This window comes from Pseudomonas sp. UBA1879, assembly GCF_002338065.1.
Taxonomy (GTDB): Bacteria; Pseudomonadota; Gammaproteobacteria; order Pseudomonadales; family Pseudomonadaceae; genus Aquipseudomonas.
Window position 1 is genome coordinate 18,964 of record NZ_DDHJ01000003.1, and the last position, 26,523, is coordinate 45,486.

General features: G+C 59.6%; 22 protein-coding genes. 16 read left to right on the plus strand and 6 right to left on the minus strand.

The window, feature by feature from the left end; genetic code table 11:
* The first annotated feature begins 26 nt into the window (after window positions 1-26).
* The 3 genes from rpmE to B3N48_RS03000 all read left to right on the plus strand — a co-directional run bounded on the left by rpmE (window position 27) and on the right by B3N48_RS03000 (window position 2,524).
* Window positions 27-248: a 50S ribosomal protein L31 gene (gene rpmE, locus B3N48_RS02990; protein ID WP_062379238.1), complete on the plus strand. Its 222-nt coding sequence runs from the start codon at window positions 27-29 to the stop codon at window positions 246-248.
* A gap of 2 nt (window positions 249-250) precedes the next feature.
* Window positions 251-1,075, plus strand: a complete 825-nt coding sequence (locus B3N48_RS02995; RefSeq protein WP_296179209.1) for a thermonuclease family protein — start codon at window positions 251-253, stop codon at window positions 1,073-1,075.
* 180 nt (window positions 1,076-1,255) lie between these two features.
* A complete protein-coding gene (locus tag B3N48_RS03000) occupies window positions 1,256-2,524 on the plus strand; it encodes a malic enzyme-like NAD(P)-binding protein (protein ID WP_296179211.1) in 1,269 nt (422 codons plus the stop codon).
* Window positions 2,525-2,691: 167 nt separating this feature from the next.
* Here B3N48_RS03000 and B3N48_RS03005 read toward each other — a convergent pair whose 3' ends face one another.
* Window positions 2,692-5,166, minus strand: coding sequence for a penicillin-binding protein 1A (locus B3N48_RS03005; RefSeq protein WP_414704189.1), 2,475 nt, complete (start codon window positions 5,164-5,166; stop codon window positions 2,692-2,694).
* A gap of 209 nt (window positions 5,167-5,375) precedes the next feature.
* Here B3N48_RS03005 and B3N48_RS03010 point away from each other — a divergent pair, with 209 nt between their 5' ends.
* From B3N48_RS03010 to hemE, 11 genes are all read left to right on the plus strand, one after another.
* Entirely contained in the window at window positions 5,376-6,440 is a 1,065-nt protein-coding gene (locus tag B3N48_RS03010) for a pilus assembly protein PilM (protein WP_296179217.1), read from the plus strand.
* Complete coding sequence (locus B3N48_RS03015; protein ID WP_296179220.1) at window positions 6,440-7,027, plus strand: PilN domain-containing protein; 588 nt, start codon at window positions 6,440-6,442, stop codon at window positions 7,025-7,027. The genes B3N48_RS03010 and B3N48_RS03015 overlap by 1 nt, the downstream gene beginning before the upstream one ends.
* Window positions 7,024-7,671, plus strand: a complete 648-nt coding sequence (pilO, locus tag B3N48_RS03020) for a type 4a pilus biogenesis protein PilO (RefSeq protein ID WP_296179222.1) — start codon at window positions 7,024-7,026, stop codon at window positions 7,669-7,671. The genes B3N48_RS03015 and pilO overlap by 4 nt, the downstream gene beginning before the upstream one ends.
* Window positions 7,668-8,195: a type 4a pilus biogenesis lipoprotein PilP gene (gene pilP / locus B3N48_RS03025; RefSeq protein ID WP_296179225.1), complete on the plus strand. Its 528-nt coding sequence runs from the start codon at window positions 7,668-7,670 to the stop codon at window positions 8,193-8,195. Before pilO ends, pilP begins: the two co-directional genes overlap by 4 nt.
* A 53-nt stretch (window positions 8,196-8,248) precedes the next feature.
* Window positions 8,249-10,339, plus strand: a complete 2,091-nt coding sequence (gene pilQ, locus B3N48_RS03030) for a type IV pilus secretin PilQ (RefSeq protein ID WP_296179228.1) — start codon at window positions 8,249-8,251, stop codon at window positions 10,337-10,339.
* Window positions 10,340-10,343: 4 nt separating this feature from the next.
* On the plus strand, window positions 10,344-10,862 hold the full coding sequence (aroK, locus tag B3N48_RS03035; RefSeq protein WP_296179231.1) for a shikimate kinase AroK: 519 nt from the start codon (window positions 10,344-10,346) through the stop codon (window positions 10,860-10,862).
* 131 nt (window positions 10,863-10,993) lie between these two features.
* Entirely contained in the window at window positions 10,994-12,097 is a 1,104-nt protein-coding gene (gene aroB / locus B3N48_RS03040; RefSeq protein ID WP_296179234.1) for a 3-dehydroquinate synthase, read from the plus strand.
* A 10-nt stretch (window positions 12,098-12,107) separates the two neighbouring features.
* Entirely contained in the window at window positions 12,108-13,733 is a 1,626-nt protein-coding gene (locus B3N48_RS03045; RefSeq protein WP_296179235.1) for an SPOR domain-containing protein, read from the plus strand.
* 358 nt (window positions 13,734-14,091) lie between these two features.
* A complete protein-coding gene (gene gltB, locus B3N48_RS03050; RefSeq protein WP_296179237.1) occupies window positions 14,092-18,537 on the plus strand; it encodes a glutamate synthase large subunit in 4,446 nt (1,481 codons plus the stop codon).
* Between the two features lie 135 nt (window positions 18,538-18,672).
* Window positions 18,673-20,091: an FAD-dependent oxidoreductase gene (locus tag B3N48_RS03055; RefSeq protein ID WP_296179241.1), complete on the plus strand. Its 1,419-nt coding sequence runs from the start codon at window positions 18,673-18,675 to the stop codon at window positions 20,089-20,091.
* Between the two features lie 280 nt (window positions 20,092-20,371).
* The gene (gene hemE, locus B3N48_RS03060; RefSeq protein WP_296179243.1) at window positions 20,372-21,436 is read left to right on the plus strand and encodes a uroporphyrinogen decarboxylase; all 1,065 of its coding nucleotides are present in this window, start codon (window positions 20,372-20,374) and stop codon (window positions 21,434-21,436) included.
* 57 nt (window positions 21,437-21,493) lie between these two features.
* On the opposite strand, the gene B3N48_RS03065 is transcribed toward hemE, so the two are convergent.
* The 3 genes from B3N48_RS03065 to B3N48_RS03075 form a co-directional block, all read right to left on the minus strand.
* Window positions 21,494-21,793 (minus strand): HigA family addiction module antitoxin, encoded by a 300-nt coding sequence (locus B3N48_RS03065; RefSeq protein ID WP_166596121.1) that lies wholly within the window; start codon window positions 21,791-21,793, stop codon window positions 21,494-21,496.
* Window positions 21,794-21,807: 14 nt separating this feature from the next.
* Window positions 21,808-22,086: a type II toxin-antitoxin system RelE/ParE family toxin gene (locus tag B3N48_RS03070; protein WP_296179252.1), complete on the minus strand. Its 279-nt coding sequence runs from the start codon at window positions 22,084-22,086 to the stop codon at window positions 21,808-21,810.
* Window positions 22,087-22,187: 101 nt separating this feature from the next.
* A complete protein-coding gene (locus B3N48_RS03075; RefSeq protein ID WP_296179254.1) occupies window positions 22,188-23,453 on the minus strand; it encodes an MFS transporter in 1,266 nt (421 codons plus the stop codon).
* 116 nt (window positions 23,454-23,569) lie between these two features.
* Here B3N48_RS03075 and B3N48_RS03080 point away from each other — a divergent pair, with 116 nt between their 5' ends.
* Window positions 23,570-24,460 carry a LysR family transcriptional regulator gene (locus tag B3N48_RS03080; RefSeq protein ID WP_296179257.1) on the plus strand — a complete coding sequence of 297 codons (891 nt, stop codon included), beginning with the start codon at window positions 23,570-23,572 and terminating at the stop codon, window positions 24,458-24,460.
* A 25-nt stretch (window positions 24,461-24,485) separates the two neighbouring features.
* On the opposite strand, the gene B3N48_RS03085 is transcribed toward B3N48_RS03080, so the two are convergent.
* A complete protein-coding gene (locus B3N48_RS03085; RefSeq protein WP_296179259.1) occupies window positions 24,486-24,971 on the minus strand; it encodes a hypothetical protein in 486 nt (161 codons plus the stop codon).
* Between the two features lie 302 nt (window positions 24,972-25,273).
* Between B3N48_RS03085 and B3N48_RS03090 the strand changes: the two genes are divergently transcribed.
* Window positions 25,274-26,053 (plus strand): ParA family protein, encoded by a 780-nt coding sequence (locus B3N48_RS03090; protein WP_296179262.1) that lies wholly within the window; start codon window positions 25,274-25,276, stop codon window positions 26,051-26,053.
* A gap of 37 nt (window positions 26,054-26,090) precedes the next feature.
* On the opposite strand, the gene B3N48_RS03095 is transcribed toward B3N48_RS03090, so the two are convergent.
* Complete coding sequence (locus B3N48_RS03095; protein ID WP_296179264.1) at window positions 26,091-26,492, minus strand: PAAR domain-containing protein; 402 nt, start codon at window positions 26,490-26,492, stop codon at window positions 26,091-26,093.
* Window positions 26,493-26,523 lie beyond the last annotated feature (31 nt).

Sequence of the window (26,523 nt, forward strand, 5' to 3'; positions counted from 1 at the left end):
CGGCACGCTAGCCTGAGGAAATACCGATGAAAGCTGATATCCATCCAGTTTACGAAGACGTCGTTGCAACCTGCAGCTGCGGCAACGTCATCCACACCCGTTCCAACCTGGCCAAGCCTCTGAGCCTGGACGTTTGCAACGAGTGCCACCCGTTCTACACCGGCAAGCAAAAGACTCTGGACGTTGGCGGTCGCGTCGACAAGTTCAAGTCCCGTTTCGGTGCGTTCGGCGCAACCAAAGCGAAGTAAGAATGGGGTATCTGGATCGCTCTTCGAGCTTGTCCAGGCTGCTCAAAAAGGCGTCCCTCGCGGGCGCCTTTTTTATGCCTGCGATTTGGCTCTCCACTGCCCACGCCCTGTGCCCGGCACCTTCGAATTTGCCAACCGCGCAGGTTCAGCGCGTGGTCGATGGCGACACCCTCCGTTTGAACGATGGCCGTAGCGTGCGGATGATCGGCCTCAACGCGCCGGAAACGGGCAAGCAAGGTCAGTCTGCCCAGCCATTTGCCGAAGCTTCGAAGCGTCGTCTGCAAACGCTGGTCGATGAAAGCGACGGGCAAGTCAGCCTGCGCGTTGGCGAACAGGCCGCCGACCGTTACGGTCGAACCCTAGCCAACGTTTACGGCCGCAACGGCGCCAACCTGGAAGCACAGTTGCTTGCTGAGGGCCTTGGTTATCTGGTGGCGATCTCGCCGAACGTTGCGCTGGTGGATTGCCAACTCGCTGCGGAAAAGACCGCGCGTCAAGCGAGGGTCGGGCTGTGGCGTGATTCGCCCGTGCAATCGCCTGAACAGATCAACAGCGGTGGCTTTGCCGTCGTCTCCGGGCGCGTGACGAATGTTCAGCACAATGGTGGTGGCGTCTGGATCGAGTTTGGTGATGCGCTGGTGCTGCGTATTGCGCCGAACCTCGTAGGTGAGTTCGACATTGCAGGTCTGCAACGTCTGAAAGGGCAGCAGGTAGAAGCGCGGGGCTGGGCAGTCGACCGATCCCGTCGAGGCGGTCTCAAGCCCGGTCAGCCACGCTGGATGATGCCCATCACCCACCCTGTCATGTTGAATACAAATTTCCGCTGATATTGTGAACATTTTTTCCGTGAATTGTTTTGCTCTGGAGGCCTTTGAACACTTGGCTCTACGCTGAAAGTCGTAGATGCGGCCTCTTGACACACGTGACCCGGCAGTCTTGTTAGGACTTTCTGACTTGCGTATGCTCGGTCGTCCGTCTGTCCAACAGCAAAAAAGCGGAATGCCCCCATGTCAGATTTGAAAACTGCCGCCCTCGATTATCACGCCAATCCTCGTCCGGGGAAGTTGAGCGTAGAACTCACCAAAGCCACCGCCACCGCTCGTGACTTGTCCTTGGCGTACAGCCCAGGCGTTGCCGAGCCCGTGCGCGAAATCGGCCGCGATCCTGAGTTGGCGTACAAATACACCGGCAAGGGTAACCTGGTCGCAGTCATCTCCGATGGCACCGCCATTCTCGGTCTGGGCAACCTTGGCCCGCTGGCTTCCAAGCCGGTCATGGAAGGCAAGGGCGTTCTGTTCAAGCGTTTTGCCGGTATTGACGTGTTTGACATCGAAGTCGATTCGGAAAGCCCGCAGGCATTCATCGACACCGTCAAGCGCATCTCCATCACTTTCGGCGGCATCAACCTGGAAGATATCAAGGCGCCTGAGTGCTTCGAAATCGAAAAGGCGCTGATTGAGCAGTGCGACATTCCGGTGTTCCACGATGACCAGCACGGCACCGCCATCGTGACCGCGGCGGGCATGATCAACGCACTGGAAATCGCTGGCAAAACCCTGGAAAGCGCGAAAATCGTTTGCCTCGGCGCCGGTGCCGCCGCTATCTCCTGCATGAAGCTGCTGGTGAGCATGGGCGCGAAGATCGAAAACATCTTCATGATCGACCGTAACGGCGTGGTGCATGCCGACCGTACCGATCTGAACCAATACAAAGCGCAGTTCGCCCACCCGACCGACAAGCGTACCCTGGCTGACGCACTGAACGGCGCTGACGTGTTCGTGGGCCTGTCGGGCCCGAACCTGCTGAGCGCCGAAGGCCTGAAGTCCATGGCGGCCAACCCGATCGTATTCGCGTGCTCGAACCCTGATCCGGAAATCTCCCCGGAGCTGGCCCACGCGACGCGCAGTGACGTGATCATGGCGACCGGCCGTTCGGACTACCCGAATCAGGTCAACAACGTACTGGGTTTCCCGTTCATCTTCCGTGGTGCTTTGGATGTTCGCGCCAAGCGCATCAACGAAGAAATGAAGATAGCGGCCGCTAACGCCCTGCGTGAACTGGCCAAGCTGCCGGTCCCGAAAGAAGTGAGCGATGCCTACGGTGGGATCGCGCTGGAGTTCGGTCGTGAATACATCATCCCGAAACCGCTGGACGTGCGCCTGCTGACGGTCGTTTCTGATGCGGTTGCCAAGGCGGCCATCGAAACCGGCGTCGCTACCCTGCCGTATCCGAAGCACTACCCGCTGACCAACGTGGATCAAGTCTTCAACGGCTAAAAACAGTCGCTGCTCCACAAAAAAACCGGCCCTAAGAGGCCGGTTTTTTTGTGGGTCTTGAGTTTTGCTTCGACTGTAGGAGTGAGCTTGCTCGCGATTACGGTGTATAAGCCACCTCGCTATTGGCTGGCATGCCTTTATCGCGAGCAAGCTCACTCCTACACGGATCAAAACAGATCGATCGGCGCCGATTCGTCCGCTGGCAACGGGCTGCCCGGCGCAGGGCTACCGTTCAGCTCGTTCACGCTTGGCGGGGTGTCTTCGCTTTTGAATAGCTCGAAGAACGCACCCGCGGTACTTGGCGTCGCAGAGCGGCCGCTGATCGGGTCGATACGCAAGCTGAGGATGCCGTCCGGTTCAGCCTGAACGTGCGGCGGCTTGTCCTTGAGGGCGGCGCTCATGTAGTTCATCCAGATCGGCAGCGCGACCGTGCCACCGAATTCGTGACGACCCAGGCTTTCTGGCTGGTCGAAACCGGTCCACACGGTGGTCACGTAGTCACCGTTATAGCCGGAGAACCAGGCGTCTTTCGAATCGTTGGTCGTACCGGTCTTGCCCGCGATGTCGGGACGGTTCATCGACAGTGCGCGGCGACCGGTGCCGCGTTTGATCACGTCTTGCAGCATGCTGTTTAAGATGTACGTGGTGCGGCCGTCGACGATACGCGGAGCGACTGCCGGGGCAGGCGGTGCGCCGTTGGCGTCGAGGGCGTTCGGCACGGTATTGGCCGTCAACGTAGGCGTCTCCGGAGCGGCGTAGGCCGTCGCGTTGCTGACCATGGCCTCGTTGACCGCCTTGGGATTAGGGTCGTTGGCTGGCACGGTCGGCGGGTTGGCGACGAACAGCGTTTTGCCTTCGCGGTCCTCGATTTTGTCGATCAGATACGGGCTGACCTTATAACCGCCGTTGGCGAAGGTGCTCCAGCCGCTGACGATTTCCATCGGGGTCAGTGTTGCAGTCCCCAAGGCCAGCGACAGGTTGGGCGGCAAGTCCTGTTTGTTGAAGCCGAAGCGGGTGATGTAGTTGATCGCCGTGTTGACCCCCAGGCTTTGCAACAGGCGGATCGATACCAGGTTGCGTGACTTGTACAGCGCCTCGCGCAGGCGGATCGGGCCAAGGAACGTGCCGGTGTCGTTTTTCGGACGCCACACCTTGTCGACCGCTTCGTCGACGAACACGATCGGCGCGTCGTTCACCAGGCTCGCCGCCGTGTAACCATTGTCCAGCGCGGCCGAGTACAGGAACGGCTTGAAGCTCGAACCGGGCTGGCGCTTGGCCTGCATCGCCCGGTTGTAGTTGCTCTGCTCGAAGGCGAAGCCGCCCACCAACGCGCGAATCGCACCGTTGTGCGGGTCCAGCGATACCAGCGCGCTTTGCGCCTGCGGGATCTGGCTGAATTTGAGGGAATTGTCCGGTTGCCGCTGCACCCGCACCAGATCACCCACGTGGGCGACGTCCGATGGCTGTTTCGGATTAGGGCCGACGCTGTTGGTGTTCAGGAACGCTTTCGCCCATTTCATGCTGTCCCAGGCAACGGTTTCTTCTTTCTCACCATTGCGGGTCAGGACGTGAATGCCGGTCTTGTCGATTTGGCTGACGATCGCCGGCTCAAGCCCGCTGATCGGCCGCTGTTTGGTCAGCTCCTGCGCCCAGCCGTCGCGGGTCAGGCCCGGTAAGCGGCTTTCAGGCCCGCGATAGCCATGGCGCTGATCGTATTCAATCAGACCATCCTGAACGGCTTTATTGGCATCTTCCTGAAGATTGCTTGGAACAGTGGTGGTGACGCGGAAACCTTCTGTGTAGGCTTCGCTGCCGTAGCGGCCGACCATCTCGGCGCGGGCCATTTCAGCGATGTACGGCGCATTCACTTCCGGGCTCTGGACGTGATAACTGGCATTGATCGGCTCCGCCAGCGCGGTCTGATAGGTGTTCTGGTCGATTTTGCCCAGCTTGTACATGCGACCCAGAATCCAGTCGCGGCGCTCTTTGGCGCGCACCGGGTTGGCCAGTGGGTTGAATCGTGACGGCGCTTTGGGCAGACCAGCGATCATCGCCATCTGGGCGACGCTCAAGTCACGAATGGATTTGCCGTAATAAACCTGTGCGGCGGCCTCGATACCATAAGCCCTGTTGCCCAGGTAGATCTTGTTGACGTAGAGCTCGAGAATCTCGTCTTTGGTGAGTTGGCGCTCGATTTGCAAGGCCAAGAGAATCTCGGTGGTTTTGCGTGAGAAACTTCGCTCGCTGGTCAGGAAGTAATTCTTGGCGACCTGCATGGTGATGGTCGAGCCACCGGACTGGATATGGCCGCTTTTCACCAGTTGACTGGCGGCGCGCATCAGGCTGCCGGGGTCCACGCCATAGTGATTGGCGAAGTTATCGTCTTCGGCGGACAGCAGCGCATGGATGAAATTGGGCGGAATATCGGCGAAACGGATCGGAGAGCGGCGCATTTCGCCAAACTCTGCAATGAGTTTGCCATCGCTGCTAAATACGCGCAGCGGGATTTGCAGCTGAATATTGCGCAGGGCATCGACCGAGGGCAGGTTCGGCGACAGGTAAAGGAAGGCGCCGCTCAAACCGAGCAAGAGGCCGCAAACAACAGCGACAATGGACCACCAGAAAAACTTCAGCAGGCGTATCAAGGCTTTTGGATTTCCAGAAAAAAGAATGGGTTAAGCGCAGGCATTTACAAATGAACACGCCTTGAAGCTTTGCTACACGAAAAAAACGCTGGGCATTATAAGCATTTTTCGTCGACGAGCGTTATTTGCGCTACTGTCAAGGCTGCCGACAGTGGCGTTGGACAAAAAAATCTCCGTAAGTGACGGAAACGCATAGGGAATCGGTTGTGTTCGAACTCTTCAGTAAGAAGGCCAATACCCTTCTAGGGATCGATATTAGCTCCACCTCGGTGAAACTCCTTGAACTGAGTCGTTCCGGCACCCGCTACAAGGTCGAGTCCTACGCGGTCGAGCCGCTGCCTGCCAACGCAGTGGTGGAAAAGAACATCGCCGAGCTGGAAGGGGTCGGCAATGCGTTGACGCGAGTACTGGTAAAGGCCAAGACAAACGTCAAAATCGCGGCGGTCGCTGTTGCGGGGTCGGCGGTCATTACCAAAACCATCGAAATGGACGCCGGTCTTTCCGACGACGAGATGGAAAACCAGCTCAAAATCGAAGCCGACCAGTACATTCCCTACCCGCTGGAAGAAGTCGCTATCGATTTCGAGGTCCAGGGCTATTCGGCGCGCAATCCCGAGCGTGTCGACGTGCTGCTGGCAGCCTGCCGTAAGGAAAACGTCGAAGTGCGCGAAGCTGCCTTGGCGCTGGCCAACCTGACAGCGCGCGTGGTCGATGTCGAAGCCTACGCGCTGGAGCGCTCCTTTGGTCTGTTGTCCGCTCAGTTGGGTCAGGATCACGAACAACTGACCGTCGCAGTCATCGACATCGGCGCCACCATGACCACCCTCAGCGTGCTGCACAACGGCCGCATCATCTATACCCGCGAGCAACTGTTCGGCGGGCGCCAACTCACCGAGGAGATCCAGCGCCGCTACGGTTTGTCCGTGGGCGAAGCGGGGCTGGCGAAGAAGCAGGGCGGTTTGCCCGACGATTACACGCTCGAGGTGCTGCAGCCGTTCAAGGACGCTGTGGTCCAGCAGGTCTCTCGTTCTCTGCAGTTCTTCTTCGCCGCCGGCCAGTACAACCGTGTCGACTACATCATGCTGGCAGGCGGGACGGCATCCATTGCCGGACTTGACCGTTTGATCCAGGAGCGTCTCGGGACCCCGACCATGGTCGCCAACCCCTTCGCCGACATGGCGCTTAGCGCCAAAGTCAACGCAGGCGCGCTGGCCAGCGACGCTCCGGCCTTGATGATCGCGTGCGGTCTGGCGTTGAGGAGCTTCGATTAATGGCACGGATTAACTTACTTCCCTGGCGTGAACAACTGCGCGAAGAGCGCAAGAAACGCTTCTTGCTTTCGTTGGCGGGCGTATTGGTCGCCGGTGTCGGCGCCATTTTCCTGGCTGATCAATATTTGAGCAGCGCAATCGCCCATCAGAATGCACGCAACCAGTTCATCAAGACCGAAATCGTCCAGCTCGACGCAAGAATCAAAGAAATCAGCGAACTGAAGGCCCGGCGCAAGCAGCTGTTGGAGCGGATGAAGATCATTCAGGACTTGCAGGGCAACCGCCCGATCATTGGCCGCATCTTCGATCAATTGGCGCGCACGTTGCCGGACGGGGTGTATTTCAACGAAGTGAAGATGACGGACAAGTTGATCAGTATTTCCGGGGCGGCGGAGTCCAACAACCGGGTTTCGGACCTGTTGCGTAATCTGGAAGCGTCCGATTGGCTGGAGTCGCCGAGTCTGACCGAAGTCAAGGCGAACAGCGTCGCCGGGTCGGCGGATCAGTCCAACGCCTTTCAGCTGACGGTCCGCCAGACGCAGCCTGCAGCCGAACCTGCGACGCCGGTGAAGGGGGCCAAGCCATGAATCTGAACGAATGGCTGGACAGCCTGCGCAAGATCGACATCAACGATCTGGACGTCAACAATCTCGGTTCCTGGCCCGCTGCGGTGAAGACCATCGCGGGGGCGTTGTTGCTCGTGTTGGTGCTGGCCGGTGGGTATTTTTTCTATATCCAGGACATGCAAACCCAGCTGGATCAGGCGCGCAATGACGAGACGGCCTTGAGAGAGCAGTTCTCCAATAAGGCGTATCAGGCAGCGAACCTCCCGGCCTACAAGACCCAAATGGTCGACATGGAAAACACCTTCGGCGCGCTGCTGCGGCAATTGCCCAGCGACACCGAAGTGCCGGGCCTGCTGGAAGACATCACCCGTACGGGGTTGGGCAGTGGCCTCGAGTTCGAAGAAATCAAGCTTTTGCCCGAGGCGGCACAGCAGTTTTACATCGAGCTGCCGATTCAGATCACTGTGACCGGCGCTTATCACGACTTGGCGACGTTCGTCAGCGGCGTGGCCAGCCTGCCGCGGATCGTCACTTTGCATGATTTTGAAATCAAACCGGTGGACGCCAAATCCCCTGGAAAACTGCGCATGAGCATCCTAGCCAAGACCTATCGCTACAACGATAAGGGGCTTCAGAACATCGACAACAAAGGACCTGCGAAATGAGGGCCTTGCATTGGTTGTGCGTCGGCGCCGCGCTGATCGGGTTGGCAGGTTGCGACAGTTCCAGTGATTTCGACGACTTGAAGCAGTTCATGGCCGACGTGCGCGCACGCCCGGTAGGCAACATCGAACCGATGCCGAAATTTCGGCCCTATGAAGCGTTTACCTACGCGGCGGCGAGCCTGCGCAGCCCGTTTCAGCCACCGATCAAGGTCGATCTGATTGCCCGGCAGAAAGGCACGCACCTGGTCCAGCCGGATCCGACGCGGGTCAAGCAATTCCTGGAAGGCTTCAACATTGATGGCTTCGAAATGGTCGGCACGTTAAGCAACGAAAGCGGTATGTTCGCGCTGCTGCGCGGGGCCGGTGGGGTGCATCGGGTCAAGGTAGGCGATTATCTGGGCCGCAACGACGGCCGGATCGTGTCGATCACCGAGTCCGAGGTGCAAGTGATCGAGATCGTGCCTGATGGAGAGGGAGCGTGGCTTGAGCGGCCGCGCAGCATATCCCTGAAAGAACGCTCATGAAGACGGCAAGCAAGCGAAACACCTTCGGATCTGCACAGTGGTGGAATGTGAACATGACTAGGATTCTTTCGATTATCGGCGTGTCGCTATGGATGGCGATGCTTTCACCGATTCTCCAGGCGGCCAACCTCAAGACGCTGGATGTCGCCGCACTGCCGGGGGATCGGGTCGAGTTGAAACTGTCCTTCGACGGACCGGTTGCGGCCCCTCGTGGCTACACCACTGAGCAGCCGGCGCGCATTGCACTGGATCTGCCGGGTGTGACCAGTCAATTGGCGATCAAGAGCCGGGACTTGGGATCGGGTAACGCCCATAGCGTCGTGGTGGTCGAAGCCAAGGATCGCACCCGCGTGATCATCAACCTGACGACGCTCGCGCCTTATAGCTCGCGCGTCGACGGTAATAACCTGTTCGTCGTGGTCGGGCAGGGCGCAGCCGCCGCCCAAGGCTCGCAACCCAGCACCGCTCAAGGGGCGCCTCGCGTCAACGTGCCTGCGGCATCGGCCAGCGCTGCGCAGACCAAGCCAGCCCCTCGCTCGTTTGCACCTGGCCCGCGTTCGGTCAAAAACGTCGACTTTCAGCGCGGAGAATTGGGTGAAGGCAACGTCGTCATCGAACTGAGCGACGTCGGCATCGCCCCGGACATTCAGGAGCAGGGCGGCAAGATTCGCGTGGATTTTGCCAAGACTCAACTGCCTGAGCCGCTGCGGGTGCGCCTCGATGTGAAGGATTTCGCCACGCCGGTGCAGTTCGTCAACGCCAGCGTCAGCGGTGACAAGGCGAGCATTTCCATCGAGCCCTCTGGTGCATTCGATTATTCGGCGTATCAAACCGAGAACAAACTGACCATCAGCGTGCGTCCGTTGACAAACGAAGACGTCGCCCGTCGCAATGCGGACAAGCTGGTGTACACCGGCGAGAAGCTATCGCTGAACTTTCAGGACATTGACGTGCGCTCGGTGCTGCAACTGATCGCCGACTTCACCAACCTCAACCTCGTGGCCAGCGACACTGTTCAAGGCGGCATCACCCTGCGTCTGCAAAACGTGCCATGGGATCAGGCGCTTGACCTGGTCCTCAAGACCAAAGGCCTCGACAAGCGCAAGATCGGCAACGTGTTGCTGGTCGCTCCCGCTGACGAGATCGCCGCCCGAGAGCGCCAGGAGCTGGAATCGCTGAAGCAGATTTCCGAACTGGCGCCCCTGCGCCGTGAGCTGTTGCAAGTGAACTATGCCAAGGCGGCAGATATCGCCAAGCTCTTCCAGTCGGTCACCAGCGCGGAGTCGAAAACCGACGAGCGCGGGTCGATCACCGTCGATGAGCGCACCAATAACATCATCGCCTATCAGACCCAGGACCGGCTCGACGAGCTGCGTCGCATCGTCTCGCAGCTGGATATTCCGGTGCGTCAGGTGATGATCGAAGCGCGCATTGTCGAAGCCAACGTCGACTACGACAAGGCCCTCGGCGTGCGCTGGGGCGGCTCGACGAACCGCGGAAATTTCACCGCCGGCGGTAATGGCACGGTGACAGGCGCGGGTAATACCAATGGCCCGTATGTAGACATGGGTGTCGCTAACCCGACGTCGTCGATCGGTCTGGGTTTCCTGACCAACAACACCATCCTTGACCTTGAGCTGACCGCCATGGAGAAGACCGGCAACGGCGAAGTGGTGTCGCAACCCAAGGTCGTCACCTCGGACAAGGAAACTGCGAAAATCCTGAAAGGCACCGAAGTGCCTTATCAGGAAGCCAGCTCCAGCGGCGCGACGTCGGTGTCGTTCAAAGAGGCCTCGTTGTCTCTGGAAGTGACCCCGCAGATCACGCCGGATAACCGCATCATCATGGAAGTCAAGGTGACCAAGGACGAGCCTGACTACGTGAACACCGTGCTGGGCGTGCCGCCGATCAAGAAAAACGAAGTCAACGCCAAAGTGCTGGTGGCCGACGGCGAAACCATCGTGATTGGCGGCGTGTTCTCGAATACGCAGAATAAAGTCGTCGATAAGGTGCCATTTTTGGGCGATGTGCCGTATGTTGGCCGCCTTTTCCGGCGGGATGTGGTCTCGGAGAAAAAATCCGAGCTGTTGGTGTTCCTCACCCCGCGTATCATGAACAACCAGGCGATTGCTGTGAGTCGTTGATTCTGTGCGAAATTTAATACTTGTGGGGCCGATGGGGGCTGGCAAAAGCACCATCGGTCGTCTGCTGGCCAAAGAGCTTCGACTGCCGTTCAAGGATTCCGACAAGGAAATCGAGCTGCGAACGGGCGCCAATATCCCGTGGATCTTCGACAAGGAAGGTGAGGCGGGCTTCCGAGATCGCGAACAGGCCATGATCGCTGAGCTGTGCGCCTACGATGGCGTGGTCCTCGCGACCGGTGGCGGCGCGGTCATGCGTGAAGAAAACCGTCGTGCCCTGCACGCGGGCGGACGGGTGATCTACCTGCATGCTTCCGTAGAGCAGCAGGTTGGCCGCACTTCCCGTGATCGTAACCGGCCTCTCTTGCGCACCGCAGACCCCGCTCGGGTGCTTCGCGAGCTGCTGACCCTCCGCGATCCGCTGTATCGGGAAATCGCCGATGTCATCATCGAGACCGACGAGCGGCCACCCCGGATGGTGGTGCTTGACATCCTCGCCCTGTTGGCCGAGCTTCCTCCCCGTTAAAGCGCAAGCGGAAATGCGCTATCCTCGGCGACCATAAAAAGCAGGGTCGCCAAATGGCCTTGCGCCTTGGTCCGTATTGACGCGTTTGGCGTCGAACAGGCTTCCAATTGTTATACAGAGTGTGGGGATACATGCAGACACTTACGGTCGAGCTTGGCGAGCGGAGCTACCCGATCCACATTGGCGAAGGGTTGTTGGATCAGCCTGACCTGCTCAGGCCCTACATCGCTGGCAAACAGGTCGCGATCGTTTCCAACAGCACTGTCGCGCCGCTCTATATCGAGCGTCTGACCAAAACGCTGGCCGGGTACAACGTGCTGCCCATCGTGCTTCCCGACGGCGAAGCCTTCAAGAACTGGGAAACCCTGCAACTCATCTTCGATGCCCTGCTGACCGCGCGCCATGACCGCCGCACCACGGTGATTGCGCTGGGGGGCGGTGTGATCGGAGACATGGCCGGATTCGCGGCCGCGTGCTATCAGCGTGGTGTGGATTTCATTCAGGTGCCCACCACGCTGCTGTCGCAGGTCGATTCGTCCGTGGGTGGCAAGACAGGCATCAACCATCCACTGGGCAAGAACATGGTCGGCGCGTTCTATCAACCGAACGCTGTGCTGATCGACACGGCCTCGCTGAGCAGCCTGCCTGAACGCGAGCTGTCTGCCGGGCTTGCCGAGGTCATCAAATACGGCCTGATATGTGACGAGCTGTTCCTGACGTGGCTCGAAGAGAATATGGACAAGCTGCGTGGTCTGGATCAGGCGACGTTGACCACGGCTATCGAGCGCTCCTGTGCGGCCAAGGCTGCCGTGGTCGGTGCCGATGAGCGGGAGTCGGGGGTGCGCGCTACGTTGAACCTGGGCCATACCTTCGGCCATGCCATCGAAACTCATATGGGTTACGGGGTCTGGCTGCATGGTGAGGCTGTCGCCGCCGGTACGGTCATGGCGCTGGAAATGTCCGCGCGTCTGGGCTGGATCAACGAGCAAGAGCGGGATCGCGGCATCCGTCTCTTTCAGCGCGCCGGTTTACCGGTCGTGCCACCTGAAGACATGACGCCTGAGCATTTCCTGGAGCACATGGCGGTGGACAAGAAGGTGATTGACGGTCGTCTGCGCCTGGTGCTGCTGCGCCGGATGGGCGAAGCAGTCGTGACCGACGAATATCCAAGAGAAGTACTACAGGCCACACTGGTCGCGAACTACCGCGCCTTGGTGGATCAGCTTAGAGGTTAATGAGAAATCCATGACAAGCTTGCACGCCGATGAGGCCTTCCTCGGTCACTATCAATTGAGTCATGACCCCTTTGCCACGCGGGTCCCCGGCTTCAAGTTTTTCCCTGCCCAGCGCAAACCCGTGCTGGGTCAATTGCACCATCTCGCCCGCTACAGCCAGTTGCTGCTGTTGGTCACCGGTCCTCACGGCAGCGGCAAGACCCTGCTGCGCCAGGCCCTGGTCGCCAGCACCAACAAGCAGTCTGTGCAAAGCGTGGTGGTCTCGGCGCGTGGCGCTGGCGATGCGTCGGGGGTGTTGCGTCAGGTCGCTCAGGCGCTCAACGTCGCGCATCCGGAAATGCAGTCCATCCTGTCGCAGGTCGTGCAACTGGGTTTGACCGGTCAAGAAGTCTACGTCCTGGTGGACGATGCCGAACAACTGGGCGAATCCGCACTCGAAGCGTTGTTGGGTTTGGCGGCGGGCACCCCAGAAGGGCGTCCGCATGTCTTCCTGTTCGGCGAGGCTTCGATCATTGATCGTCTGGATCAGCTGTGCGCCGAGAGCGGTTCGGAAGAAGAGCGTTTTCACGTCATCGAGCTGGCACCGTACACCGAAGAAGAAACCCGTGAGTATCTGGCTCAGCGCCTGGACGGCGCCGGTCAAGGCATTGAAGTGTTCAGCGCCGAGCAGATCACCGATATTCACGAACAGTCCAATGGATGGCCGGGCGCGATCAACCAGGTCGCGCGCGACTCGATGATCGAAGCCATGATCGCCAGCCGCTCTGCGGTCAAGCGTCCAAGTATGGGGTTCAAGATGCCTAAGAAACACGTGTTGGCTTTGGGTGGGGTTGTGGTCGCGGCGGTGCTCGCGGCGTGGTTGATTCCAGGGCGCAATAGCGCGCCAACGGCTCCGGCTAATTCCCAGGCACAACTGCCGCTGGGGCAGGGCAATGCGCCTGCACAGCAATCGAACAACGGCGGTCCAGCCATCGAGTTCGCCGGTAACTCGCAGCCGATGCCGCTACCGTTGGTCGGTAACTCGCAGCCGGTGATGCGCGGTCCGCTGGCTGAAGCCGCAGGTTCGGGCGAAGGCGATGGCGAAGACGGCGGCCCGGCAGCCAATCAGTCGTTGCAGCCGCCGACCGTGACCACGACGGCCCCGCCTGCCGGTGCGACGGCGGGCCCTGCTCCACAAATGGCCCAGACTCAAGTGCCGACACCTCGCCCGGCGCCAGCACCGGCGGCTAAACCGACGCCCGCGCCCGCACCTGCGGCCAAACCTGCTCCTGCCCCAACGCAGGTTGCGACGGCCAAGCCAGCGCCTAAACCTGCTGAAAAACCGGCGGCTGCGGCACCTGCCTCTGCTGGCGGGACGTGGTACGCCGGTCAGGCCCCAACGCACTTCGTGGTGCAAATTCTCGGCACCAGCTCCGAAGCCACTGCGCAAAGCTATGTCAAAGAGCAAGGCGCCGAGTACCGCTACTTCAAGAAAACCCTGCAAGGAAAACCGTTGTTCGTGGTGACGTACGGCAGTTTCGCCGACCGCAACGCAGCGCTTGCCGCTATCAAGAACTTGCCAGCGAAGGTTCAGGCTGGTAAACCTTGGCCTCGCACTGTCGGCAGCATCCAACAGGAACTCGCCGCAGCCCGCTGATCATGTCGCGACCTTACCCAGGTCGCGCAGTTGGCTCCCCCGAAGATCGCGCACGAGCGTGCTGCCAATGAGCAGCGCGCCTTGCGGTGTCTGCGTCTCAGACACGCATTGAACTTTGGGCTCTCTTTGGTCAGACTCGCAACAAAGCTCTGGCTAGCATGAGAAACGATAAAAACCTTTCACTAATGCGACATGAATTTGCGACATTTCGTCGCTAAATTTGTGAGGCTTTGTGTCGGTGTGTACAATGACCTCCCTTTTGCTCCCGCAAAGCCGGCGTACGTTCGGCGTGGATGGTAAATGGCTGAATTGAAAAGAAATTTGCCTCGGTAAGAGGCAGCCTGGTGAGAATGTGTCTATGAAAGCAGGTCTGTATCAACCAGAAGAATTCAAGGATAACTGCGGTTTCGGTCTGATTGCTCATATGCAGGGCGAACCCAGTCATCATCTGTTGCAGACGGCGATTGAAGCCCTGACCTGCATGACCCACCGAGGTGGGATCAACGCCGACGGCAAGACCGGTGACGGTTGCGGGCTGTTGATTCAAAAACCCGACGCGTTCCTGCGTGCCATGGCCAACGAGCACTTTGGTACCGAGCTTCCACGCCAGTATTGCGTGGGCATGGTGTTCCTCAACCAGGACGACGCCAAAGCAGAAGCCGCCCGCGAAAACATGAACCGCGAGATTCTCGCCGAAGGCTTGACCCTTGTGGGCTGGCGCCAAGTGCCTATCGACACCAGCGTTCTCGGCCGTCTGGCGCTGGAGCGTCTGCCCAAGATCGAGCAGGTGTTCATCGGAGGCGAGGGCCTGAGCGATCAGGAATTCGCGATCAAGCTCTTTTGTGCTCGCCGTCGGTCGTCGGTCTCCAATGCGGCCGACACCGATCACTACATCTGCAGCTTTTCGCACAAGACCATCATCTATAAAGGCCTGATGATGCCGCGTGACCTCACGGCCTTCTACCCAGACCTTAACGACGAACGTCTGCAAACCGCCATTTGCGTGTTCCACCAGCGTTTCTCGACCAACACCCTGCCGAAATGGCCGCTCGCTCAGCCGTTCCGCTTCCTCGCCCATAACGGCGAGATCAACACCATCACTGGTAACCGCAACTGGGCGCAGGCCCGTCGCACCAAGTTCAGCAACGATCTGATGGACCTCGACGAGCTGGGTCCGCTGGTCAATCGCGTCGGCTCCGACTCTTCGAGCATGGACAACATGCTGGAGTTGATGGTGACCGGCGGTATCGACCTGTTCCGTGGCGTGCGCATGCTGGTGCCGCCTGCGTGGCAGAACGTCGAGACCATGGACCCGGATCTGCGCGCGTTCTACGAATTCAACTCCATGCACATGGAACCGTGGGACGGCCCGGCCGGCATCGTGATGACCGAAGGTCGCCACGCAGTCTGTCTGCTCGACCGTAACGGTCTGCGCCCGGCCCGTTGGGTTACCACGAAAAACGGCTATATCACCCTCGCGTCGGAAATCGGCGTGTGGAATTACACGCCTGAAGACGTCATCGCCAAGGGCCGTGTCGGTCCAGGCCAGATCTTTGCCGTGGACACCGAAACCGGCCAGATCCTCGACACCGACGCCATCGATAGCCGTCTGAAATCGCGCCATCCGTACAAGCAGTGGCTGCGCAAGAACGCGCTGCGCATTCAGGCGACGCTGGAAGATCACGACCACGGTTCAGCGTTCTACAACCCGGATCAGCTCAAGCAGTACATGAAAATGTTCCAGGTCACGTTCGAAGAGCGCGATCAGGTGCTGCGCCCGCTGGGCGAGCAAGGTCAGGAAGCCGTGGGTTCCATGGGTGACGACACGCCGATGGCCGTGCTGTCCCGCCGCGTGCGCACGCCGTACGACTATTTCCGTCAGCAGTTCGCGCAGGTTACCAACCCGCCGATCGACCCGTTGCGTGAAGCGATCGTCATGTCGCTGGAAGTCTGCCTCGGTGCCGAGCGCAACATCTTCCAGGAATCGCCTGAGCATGCATCTCGCGTGATCCTCAGCTCGCCGGTCATCTCGCCAGCCAAATGGCGCTCGTTGATGAACCTGGATCGCCCTGGTTTCGACCGCGCGATCATCGACCTGAACTACGACGAAGCCACCGGCCTTGAGGCCGCTGTGCGTAACGTCGCCGATCAGGCCGAGGAGGCGGTGCGTGCTGGCCGTACCCAGATCGTGCTGAGCGACCGTCACATTGCACCGGGCAAACTGCCGATCCACGCGTCGCTGGCCACCGGTGCGGTACACCATCGTCTGACCGAAAAAGGCCTGCGCTGCGACAGCAACATCCTGGTCGAAACCGCGACCGCTCGCGATCCGCATCACTTCGCTGTACTGATCGGCTTTGGCGCTTCGGCGGTCTACCCGTTCCTGGCGTACGAAGTGTTGGGCGACCTGATCCGCACCGGTGAAGTGCTGGGCGATCTGTACGAAGTCTTCAAGAACTACCGCAAAGGCATCACGAAGGGCCTGCTGAAGATTCTGTCGAAGATGGGCATTTCGACCGTCGCCTCGTACCGCGGTGCGCAGCTGTTCGAAGCCATCGGCCTGTCCGAAGAAGTGTGCGAGCTGAGCTTCCGTGGCGTACCCAGCCGCATCAAGGGCGCGCGTTTCGTCGACATCGAAGACGAGCAGAAAGCACTGGCCGGCGAAGCCTGGAGTCCGCGCAAGCCGATCCAGCAAGGCGGCCTGCTGAAGTTCGTCTACGGCGGCGAATATCACGCCTATAACCCTGACGTGGTGGCGACGTTGCAAGCCGCCGTTCAGCAGGGCGACTACAGCAAATTCAAGGAATACACCGCGCTGGTGGATAAGCGTCCGGTGTCGATGATCCGCGACCTGTTCAAGGTCAAAGAGCTCGACACGCCGCTGTCCATTGATGACATCGAGCCGCTGGAAGCGATCCTCAAGCGTTTTGACTCGGCGGGCATCTCCCTGGGCGCTCTGTCGCCGGAGGCGCACGAAGCGTTGGCTGAGGCGATGAACCGGCTGGGCGCACGCTCCAACTCCGGCGAAGGTGGGGAAGACCCGGCGCGTTACGGCACCATCCGCAGCTCCAAGATCAAACAGATCGCCACCGGTCGTTTCGGTGTGACGCCTGAGTACCTGGTCAACGCCGACGTGTTGCAGATCAAAGTCGCCCAAGGCGCCAAGCCGGGCGAGGGCGGTCAATTGCCGGGCGGCAAGGTCAACGGTCTGATCGCCAAGCTGCGTTACGCAGTTCCAGGTGTGACGCTGATCTCGCCGCCGCCGCACCATGACATCTACTCGATCGAAGACTTGTCGCAGCTGATTTTCGACCTCAAGCAGGTCAACCCGTCGGCGCTGGTCTCAGTCAAGCTGGTGGCAGAAGCGGGCGTGGGTACCATTGCCGCCGGTGTGGCCAAGGCCTATGCCGACCTGATCACCATTTCCGGCTACGACGGCGGCACCGGTGCATCGCCGCTGTCGTCGATCAAATACGCGGGCGCGCCGTGGGAAATCGGCTTGGCCGAAACCCACCAGACCCTGCGCGGCAACGACCTGCGCGGCAAAGTCCGGGTGCAGACCGACGGTGGTCTGAAAACCGGTCTGGACGTGATCAAGGCCGCGATTCTGGGCGCCGAGAGCTTCGGCTTCGGTACGGCACCAATGATCGCGCTGGGCTGTAAATACCTGCGCATCTGCCACCTGAACAACTGCGCCACCGGCGTCGCGACTCAGAACGACAAGCTGCGCAAGGATCACTACATCGGCACCGTCGACATGGTGATCAATTTCTTCACCTACGTGGCGGAAGAAACCCGCGAGTGGCTGGCCAAGCTGGGCGTGCGCTCGCTGGAAGAGCTGATCGGCCGCACCGATCTGCTGGACATTCTGCCGGGCGAAACCGCCAAGCAGCAGCATCTTGACCTCACGCCGCTGTTGGGCAGCGATCACATCCCGGCCGACAAACCGCAGTTCAGTTTGGTCGATCGCAACCCACCGTTCGACAAGGGCCTGCTAGCCGAGAAGATGGTCGAAATGGCCAAATCGGCCATCGAGTCCAAAGCGGGCGGCGAATACGAGCTCGACATCTGCAACTGCGATCGCTCCATCGGCGCGCGCATTTCCGGTGAAATCGCCAAGCTGCACGGCAACCAGGGCATGAAAGACGCGCCTGTCACGTTCCGCTTCAAGGGCACCGCTGGTCAGAGCTTCGGCGTGTGGAACGCCGGTGGCCTGAACATGTACTTGGAAGGCGACGCCAACGACTACGTCGGCAAAGGCATGACGGCAGGCAAACTGGTGATCGTGCCGCCGAAAGGCAGCCCGTTCAAAACCCAGGACAGCGCCATCATTGGTAACACCTGCCTTTACGGCGCCACCGGCGGCAAGCTGTTTGCGGCGGGTACGGCGGGCGAGCGTTTCGCGGTGCGTAACTCGGGCGCTCACACGGTCGTTGAAGGCACGGGCGATCACTGCTGCGAGTACATGACTGGCGGTTTCGTCTGCGTTCTCGGCAAGACCGGCTACAACTTCGGCTCCGGCATGACTGGCGGGTTCGCCTACGTGCTCGATCAGGACAACACCTTCGTTGACCGGGTCAATCACGAACTGGTCGAGATCCAGCGCATCAGCGGCGAAGCGATGGAAGCCTATCGCAGCCATCTGGAGCGCGTGCTCGCTGAATACGTGACCGAGACCGATAGTGAGTGGGGCCGTAATCTCTGGGAAAACCTGGACGACTACTTGCGCCGCTTCTGGCTGGTCAAACCGAAGGCCGCCAACCTCAAGTCCTTGCTGTCGAGTACACGCGCCAACCCGCAATAAGTCCTGGCGGCAGCTTCAAGCGACAAGCTTCAAGCTGCAAGCCAAAGCGGTACGCGGTGTCGGAAATAAATTTGATCGCTTCAAGCTTGTAGCTTGGGGCTTGCAGCTTGAGGCTGCTTCAAGAGGTTGAAAAGAATGGCTGAACGTCTGAGTAACGACTTCCAGTTCATCGATGTCGGGCGCAAAGATCCGAAGAAGAAACTGTTGCGTCAACGCAAGAAAGAGTTCGTGGAGATCTACGAGCCCTTCAAACCCCAGCAGTCGGCCGATCAGGCTCACCGCTGCCTGGGTTGCGGCAACCCGTACTGCGAATGGAAATGCCCGGTGCATAACTTCATTCCCAACTGGCTGAAGCTAGTGTCCGAGGGCAATATCCTCGCGGCTGCCGAGTTGTCGCACCAGACCAACACCCTGCCGGAAGTCTGCGGCCGCGTTTGTCCGCAGGACCGTCTGTGCGAAGGGGCGTGCACCCTGAACGACGGCTTCGGCGCGGTCACCATCGGTTCGGTGGAGAAGTACATCACCGACACTGCGTTCGCCATGGGCTGGCGTCCGGACATGTCCCGCGTGGTGCCGACCGGCAAGCGCGTGGCAATCATCGGTGCAGGCCCGGCGGGTCTGGGGTGCGCCGACGTGCTGGTGCGCGGTGGCGTGACGCCGGTGGTGTTCGACAAGAACCCGGAAATCGGGGGTCTGCTGACCTTCGGCATTCCTGAGTTCAAGCTTGAAAAGAGCGTGCTGAGCAACCGTCGTGAAGTCTTCACCGGTATGGGCATCGAGTTCCGTCTCAACACCGAAATCGGCAAAGACATCACCGTCGAACAACTGCTGCAGGAATACGATGCCGTGTTCATGGGCATGGGCACTTACACCTACATGAAGGGCGGCTTCCCGGGCGAAGACTTGCCGGGCGTGCACGACGCGCTCGACTTTCTGATCGCCAACGTCAACCGCAACCTGGGCTTTGAAAAGTCGCCGGAAGATTTCGTCGACATGAAAGGCAAAAAGGTCGTGGTGCTGGGCGGGGGCGACACCGCGATGGACTGCAACCGCACGTCGATCCGTCAAGGCGCCAAAGCAGTCACCTGCGCCTATCGTCGCGACGAAGAAAACATGCCGGGCTCGCGCAAGGAAGTGAAGAACGCCAAGGAAGAAGGCGTGAAATTTCTCTACAACCGTCAGCCGATCGCCATCGTCGGCGAGGACAAGGTTGAGGGCGTCAAGGTCGTCGAGACGCGTCTGGGTGAGCCTGATGCACGTGGCCGCCGCAGCCCTGAGCCGATTCCGGGTTCCGAAGAGATCATCCCGGCCGACGCTGTGGTCATCGCTTTCGGCTTCCGCCCTAGCCCGGCACCCTGGTTTGAACAGCACGGCATCGAAACCGACAGCCAAGGCCGTGTTGTGGCACCGGAGCAAGGCAAGTTCAAGCACCAGACCAGCAACCCGAAAATCTTCGCGGGCGGCGATATGGTGCGCGGCTCCGACCTGGTAGTGACCGCCATCTTCGAAGGCCGCAATGCGGCCGAGGGGATTCTGGACTACCTGGGCGTCTGACGACGCCAGCGGCAAGTTATATGCTGCAAGCGGCAAGCAGACCTGGTTGGATCAGCTTGCCGCTTTTGACTTGAGACTGCGTCGGAAGGTCAAAGCCGTCCAGAGACAGGTTGAAAGCCTTGAGTTGAAAGCGGTCCGGCTTTTACTTGTGGCTTGAAGCTTGTGGCTTGTAGCTGTTTTTGTGCGACAAATCGACCCCATAGACAAAAGGCACGGTACTTACCGTGCCTTTTGCGTTGGTGTCTGAGAAAATGCCCGCACTTTTTCTCCGGATCCTGCCATGACTGCCCTGAAGAACGACCGTTTCCTTCGCGCCCTGCTCAAGCAACCCGTCGACGTCACGCCGGTATGGATGATGCGTCAGGCTGGCCGCTACCTCCCGGAATACCGCGCCAGCCGCGCCAAAGCCGGGGATTTCATGAGCCTGTGCAAGAACCCGACGTTCGCTTGCGAAGTCACGCTGCAGCCGCTCGAACGTTACCCGCTGGACGCGGCGATCCTGTTCTCCGACATCCTCACCGTGCCCGATGCCATGGGCCTTGGTTTGTACTTCGAAACCGGCGAAGGCCCGCGCTTCAAGAAGACTGTCAGCACCCTGGCCGACATCGAAGCGCTGCCAATCCCGGATGCGCAGAAAGACCTGGGCTACGTCATGGACGCAGTCAGCACTATTCGTCGTGAGCTCAACGGCCGCGTTCCGCTGATCGGCTTCTCCGGCAGCCCATGGACACTCGCGACTTACATGGTTGAAGGCGGCTCGTCCAAGGACTTCCGCAAATCCAAGGCCATGCTCTACGACAACCCGCACGCCATGCACCTGTTGCTCGACAAGCTGGCGCAGTCGGTCACCGCGTACCTCAACGGCCAGATTCTGGCAGGCGCTCAGGCCGTGCAGATTTTCGACAGTTGGGGCGGGAGCCTCTCGGCAGCGGCGTATCAAGAGTTTTCATTGGCCTACATGCGCAAAATCGTCAGCGGCCTGATTCGCGAGCACGAAGGTCGAAAAGTCCCGGTCATTCTCTTTACCAAGGGCGGCGGCCTGTGGCTGGAAAGCATTGCCGACGCCGGGGCGGATGCGCTGGGACTGGACTGGACCTGCGACATTGGCGAAGCCCGCCGTCGCGTCGGCAGCAAAGTCGCGCTGCAAGGCAACATGGACCCAACCGTGCTGTACGCGAACCCACAGGCCATTCGCCAGGAAGTCGCGAACATCCTCAAAAGCTACGGCAGTGGCACCGGTCACGTCTTCAACCTCGGCCATGGCATCACCCCTGAAGTCGATCCGGCCAATGCAGGCGCGTTTATCAACGCGGTGCATGAGTTGTCAGCGCAGTATCACCAGTAAGCGCTGGACGTCAGATACAAAAACGCCCGGATATACCGGGCGTTTTTGTGTGGGGTGTCATACCGCAGTGAATGTCGGGCGGGTATACATCGGAGTGATGGATGGTTGCTCACGGTGTTCCGCCTGCCATAGGTCATGGCTCATCTGCGCGGCAAGCCAAAAGCGTGCAGTACTCAACCCTGCTCGCTCCAGTCGGACCGCAAGATCCGGACTTATAGGAGCGCGGCCGTTGATGACGCGAGACAACATTTCTCGAGAGAAGTGAAGCCGACGTGCCATTTCGGCAATCTTGATATTCAACTCCGGCAGCATTTCCTGAATCACTTCGCCGGGGTGTGGAGGGTTATGCATTCTCATGCAAATGACTCCTGTCAGTGGTAATCGAGATAATCGACCAGCTCGACATCGTTCTCGATAAATCTAAAAATAATTCGCCAGTTCCCGCTCACCCAGACTAACCAGTACTGATCCAGATCGCCTTTTAGCGGATGCAGCTTCAGGCCTGCTAAGCTCAATTCATCAGGGCACATGGCTATATCCAAAGCCAGCAAGATGGATCGAAGGCGCTTTGCATGATCTGCGCGAATCCCTTTGGTTGTTCCCGTGTAGAAAAAGGCCCTGAGACCTTTGTGTTTGAATGTTCTGATCATAGCAGTAAAGCGTGAATTAAATGTTCACGCTTTACTGTCAGGCGATGTGGATACGAGCGATGTGAAACGAAGCCAGGTTTTGTACGAAAACGTCCCGTCCATCAAACCTGCACGTTCACCGCCAACGGCTTCACCTTCGCCAACTTGAGCGCTGCACCCAAGGCGGCGGCCAGAAGGAGCGCGATGAACACACCGATGCCGTTCCATCCTGCGTAATGCCAAAAGAACCCGCCGCCCGTTCCTGCCACGCTGGAGCCGACGTAGTAGCTGAACAGGTACAGCGACGAAGCCTGGCCCTTGGCTTTGATGGCGCGGCGACCGATCCAGCTGCTGGCGACGGAGTGGGCGCCGAAGAAACCGAAGGTAAAGATCACGACGCCGATGACCACGATGGCCAACGGAGTGAACATGGTCAGGGCAAGACCCGCGATCATCAGGACGATCACCGCCCACAGCACGTTGCGGCGGCCCAGTTTGTCAGCCAGCGCGCCGACTTTTGCCGAGCTGTAAATTCCCGACAGGTAGACCACCGAGAACAGGCCCACGACCGCCTGGCTCAGGTTGTAAGGATCGGCCAACAGGCGATAGCCGATGTAATTGAACAGCGTGACAAACGCACCCATCAGCAGGAAGCCTTCGAGAAACAGCCAGGGCAAGCCGGCGTCCCTGAACTGCAAAACGAAGCCGTCCAGCAGGTTGCGGGCGTTAAGCGGTCGAGCGCGAAAGTTGCGTGAGGGCGGCAAAATCTTCCAGAACACACACGCACCGGCCAGTGCGATGAGGCCCATGATCGACAGCGAAGCGTGCCAGCTCACGTAGTCGCTCAAGACCCCTGTGATCAGGCGGCCACTCATGCCGCCGATGGCATTGCCGCCTATGTACAGGCCCATGGCCAGACCGATGTGTTGCGGATGGATTTCTTCGCTGAGGTAGGTCATTGCCACTGCTGCCAGCCCGCTGAGCGAAAGCCCGACCAAAGCCCGCGTCACCAGCACGCCCTCCCAACTGGGCATGAACGCGCTGGCCACGGTAAAGAGGGCGGCCGAGAACAACGAGCAAACCATCACCGATTTGCGCCCCAGGCGATCCGAAATCGGGCCGGTGATCAGCAGGCCGATGGCGAGCATGGCCGTGGCAACCGACAGGATAAGGCTGCTCTGGGCGGCATTGATGGAGAACTCGCGAGACAGCATCGGCATCATCGGCTGCACGCAGTAAAGCAGAGAGAAGGTGGCGAAGCCGCCGGAGAACAGCGCGAGAACGGTGCGAATGAACGCCGGCGTGTCTTTCTCGATATAGGAATCACCCAGCGGGATTGCGACGTTGATCTCGGGCGCAGACGTGGCGGGGGATGCAGCAGTATTCACGGGTAACCTCGGAAGGATGCGAAGCAGCGATGGGAAAAAGCATATAGTCAGCTATCGTTTTCCTCCAATATATTGTTCGACCTGTTTGATAGCTTTAACGACTCAATGGTGAGGCCATGGAATTACGTCATCTTCGCTACTTCATCGCAGTGGCTGAAGAGCTGCATTTCGGCAGGGCTGCAGAGTCGCTCGGCATCTCTCAGCCGCCACTGAGCCAGCAGATTCAGGCGTTGGAACAGGAGTTGGGTGCGCGCTTGTTTGAGCGCACCAACCGACGAGTGGAATTGAGCGAGGCCGGACGGTTGTTCCTCGACGAAGCACGGCTGGTGCTCGCCCAAGTGGAAAAAGCCTCTGACGTGGCACGTCGGGCGCAATTGGGGCAGCTAGGTGAACTGAAAATCGGCTTCACCGCATCGGCGCCGTTCACCTCGAGCATTCCACAGGCAATTTTCGCCTTCCGCCAACAGCATCCCGCCGTGCATTTGGCATTGCAGGAAATGAGCAGCAAAGAAGTCGCCGAGCGGCTGGTGGAGGAGTCGATGCAGGTGGGGATTATGCGCCCGCTGCCGCTGCCGGACTCACTGGTGGCGGTCGAACTGCTGCGTGAGCCGCTGGTAGCCGTGCTGCGCTCCGACCATCCGATGGCTCAAGGCAACGAACACGGGATTTACCTCAAGGAACTGGCGGCCGAGCCGTTCGTATTCTTCCCGCGAAGCTACGGCAGCGGTTTGTATGCGCAACTGCTGAGCCTGGCGCGAGCGGCCGGTTTCACGCCGTTGTTCGCTCAAGAAGCTGCGGAGGCGATGACCATCATCGGGCTGGTCGCAGCGGGGTTGGGCGTCACGGTGCTGCCCGCGTCGTACCAGCGCATGCGCATCGACGGCGTGGCCTATCGCACGTTGCTGGACGAGGAGGCCACGTCCGCGGTGTGGCTGGTGCAGCGCAAGGACCAGAAGTCGCCCATGGCCAAAGCGTTCGTTGAGTTGGTGACGCGCAAGGCGGGGTGAAGACCGGTCGCCTTGCTTGGTGGGATCAGCGGCTTGCCTTGCCTTTGACGGGGCTGAGCAAGTACGTCACGTCGTCCGGCAGGATCAGACGGATAAACCCTTCAGAGCCGTAGTTGACCTGCCAGCGATCCTCAAGTGTTCGGCCATGGGGCTGAAGCTGCACGCCAGGGTAGTCAAACCGGACTTCCGCTTCAGAGGTGAGGGCGAACATCGCGGCGCTGAACAACTCTTGAGCGTCGAAATCTGCGTCGGTTTTGGCCGAAGCCGTCCAGCCATCGTTGGTGAGGTCCTGTTGAGCCAGCACAGCGCCTGAGGTATCGGTCAGGCTCCAACGCACGCCGTGATCGCGTTTCTTCACCTCGACCCGCCAGTTCTGGTGCTGACCCCCTTGCTGACGTTGTGCATTGAGCTGTATCGGCAGTTTCAAGTGAGGGATTTGTGCAGGCAGCGGGGCGTGACTGGCGCACGCGCTCAGCAACAACATGCAAAACAGAAGCAACGCACGAATCATCAGAGGGCCTTTGAAAAGGGGCGAAGAACGTGTTCAACGCAGCAACCCGTTCGGGGTGCAGGCCGAACAATCCCCGCCATTATCGAGGCGCAAGGGCAGGGTGGCAAATGTCGGAGACGGATGCCGCCCGCACTCACATTGTTCAGTTGGCGTTTATCCGGTTGGACCTGGAACATTTACACTCCCGACTGTCAGATTTTTCTCAGACGCTCGCCCTTGTCATCGGTATTGCCTAGACTCGGGACGATTCATCGGGTCGCCAGACGATCCTCACAGGTAGGACAGCAACAGGGAGTTATTCAATGCGGCGTGTGGTGTTCAATCAGAAGGGCGGGGTCGGGAAATCGAGCATTGCCTGCAATCTGGCAGCCGTCAGCGCGAACGAGGGCTACCGGACCCTCTTGATCGACCTCGACGCTCAGGCCAACTCGACGCAATACCTCACCGGACTGACCGGCGATGACATCCCTATGGGCATTGCGGATTTCTTCAAACAAACGCTGTCTTCCGGGCCTTCCGCCAAAAAAAATCAGGTCGATATCTACGAAACCCCGTTCGACAACCTTCACGTCGTCACAGCGACTGCCGAATTGGCCGACCTGCAGCCCAAACTCGAGGCCAAGCACAAGATCAATAAGCTCCGTAAGCTGCTCGAAGCGTTGAGCGAGGACTACGACCGCATCTATCTCGACACCCCGCCTGCGTTGAATTTCTACGCCGTGTCCGCATTGATTGCAGCAGACCGTGTATTGATCCCTTTTGACTGCGACAGCTTTTCTCGGCAGGCGCTGTACGGCCTGCTGAAAGAAATCGACGAATTGAAGGAGGACCACAACGAAGGCCTGGAGGTGGAAGGCATTATCGTCAACCAGTTCCAGTCGCGGGCCAGCCTGCCGCAGCAAATCCTCGACGAACTGATCGCCGAAGGCCTGCCGGTGCTGCCCATCTACCTCAACAGCTCGGTCAAAATGCGCGAATCCCATCAGGCCAACATGCCGCTCATTCATCTGGATGCGCGGCATAAACTGAGCCAGCAATTCGTAGAGCTGCACCATCTGCTGGAAAACAATACGACCCATTGAGCCTTAATCGCTGGCGTCGAACATGCTCCAGGGCCGATCAATGTGCCTCGGCCGACGAGTCATCGCGCGATAGCGAACCTGCCTGGCGCAGCGCTTCAGACAGCCGCTTGGCGCGTTTGCGCGCTTTCTTGGCCAGGTCTTTGGGAATATCGATGGCGGCGTTCATGTCGGCCTTCACCTGATCCTGGCTTGCAATCAAACGGTGATCCTCATCAGCGCAGTCGCACCGCACGCGCTGCCCGTCCGTTGCGACGGCCAACAACTGGTCGATGTAGGTAGGGTTGCCTTGTGCGATATAGCCCACTTGGCCACAGGCGGCGCACCATACGGGGTCACCCATGCGAGCGAGTCTGCGCTCTTCACAGGTCAGGGTGCCGGACGTTTGCAGTACCACACCGCCCGTGGTGGTCGCGTCGCCTTCTCTGATTACCGATGCCATCGCTCAGTGCCTCCGAATCAGCCGTAAGAAT

What these genes read in the sequence shown, in the direction of transcription:
- rpmE (WP_062379238.1), top strand. Translation starts at nt 27, where the DNA reads ATGAAAGCTGATATCCATCCAGTTTACGAAGACGTCGTTGCAACCTGC.
- B3N48_RS02995 (WP_296179209.1), top strand. Translation starts at nt 251, where the DNA reads ATGGGGTATCTGGATCGCTCTTCGAGCTTGTCCAGGCTGCTCAAAAAG.
- B3N48_RS03000 (WP_296179211.1), top strand. Translation starts at nt 1,256, where the DNA reads ATGTCAGATTTGAAAACTGCCGCCCTCGATTATCACGCCAATCCTCGT.
- B3N48_RS03015 (WP_296179220.1), top strand. Translation starts at nt 6,440, where the DNA reads ATGGCACGGATTAACTTACTTCCCTGGCGTGAACAACTGCGCGAAGAG.
- pilO (WP_296179222.1), top strand. Translation starts at nt 7,024, where the DNA reads ATGAATCTGAACGAATGGCTGGACAGCCTGCGCAAGATCGACATCAAC.
- pilP (WP_296179225.1), top strand. Translation starts at nt 7,668, where the DNA reads ATGAGGGCCTTGCATTGGTTGTGCGTCGGCGCCGCGCTGATCGGGTTG.
- pilQ (WP_296179228.1), top strand. Translation starts at nt 8,249, where the DNA reads ATGACTAGGATTCTTTCGATTATCGGCGTGTCGCTATGGATGGCGATG.
- aroB (WP_296179234.1), top strand. Translation starts at nt 10,994, where the DNA reads ATGCAGACACTTACGGTCGAGCTTGGCGAGCGGAGCTACCCGATCCAC.
- B3N48_RS03045 (WP_296179235.1), top strand. Translation starts at nt 12,108, where the DNA reads ATGACAAGCTTGCACGCCGATGAGGCCTTCCTCGGTCACTATCAATTG.
- gltB (WP_296179237.1), top strand. Translation starts at nt 14,092, where the DNA reads ATGAAAGCAGGTCTGTATCAACCAGAAGAATTCAAGGATAACTGCGGT.
- B3N48_RS03055 (WP_296179241.1), top strand. Translation starts at nt 18,673, where the DNA reads ATGGCTGAACGTCTGAGTAACGACTTCCAGTTCATCGATGTCGGGCGC.
- hemE (WP_296179243.1), top strand. Translation starts at nt 20,372, where the DNA reads ATGACTGCCCTGAAGAACGACCGTTTCCTTCGCGCCCTGCTCAAGCAA.
- B3N48_RS03065 (WP_166596121.1), bottom strand. Translation starts at nt 21,793, where the DNA reads ATGAGAATGCATAACCCTCCACACCCCGGCGAAGTGATTCAGGAAATG.
- B3N48_RS03070 (WP_296179252.1), bottom strand. Translation starts at nt 22,086, where the DNA reads ATGATCAGAACATTCAAACACAAAGGTCTCAGGGCCTTTTTCTACACG.
- B3N48_RS03080 (WP_296179257.1), top strand. Translation starts at nt 23,570, where the DNA reads ATGGAATTACGTCATCTTCGCTACTTCATCGCAGTGGCTGAAGAGCTG.
- B3N48_RS03085 (WP_296179259.1), bottom strand. Translation starts at nt 24,971, where the DNA reads ATGATTCGTGCGTTGCTTCTGTTTTGCATGTTGTTGCTGAGCGCGTGC.
- B3N48_RS03090 (WP_296179262.1), top strand. Translation starts at nt 25,274, where the DNA reads ATGCGGCGTGTGGTGTTCAATCAGAAGGGCGGGGTCGGGAAATCGAGC.
- B3N48_RS03095 (WP_296179264.1), bottom strand. Translation starts at nt 26,492, where the DNA reads ATGGCATCGGTAATCAGAGAAGGCGACGCGACCACCACGGGCGGTGTG.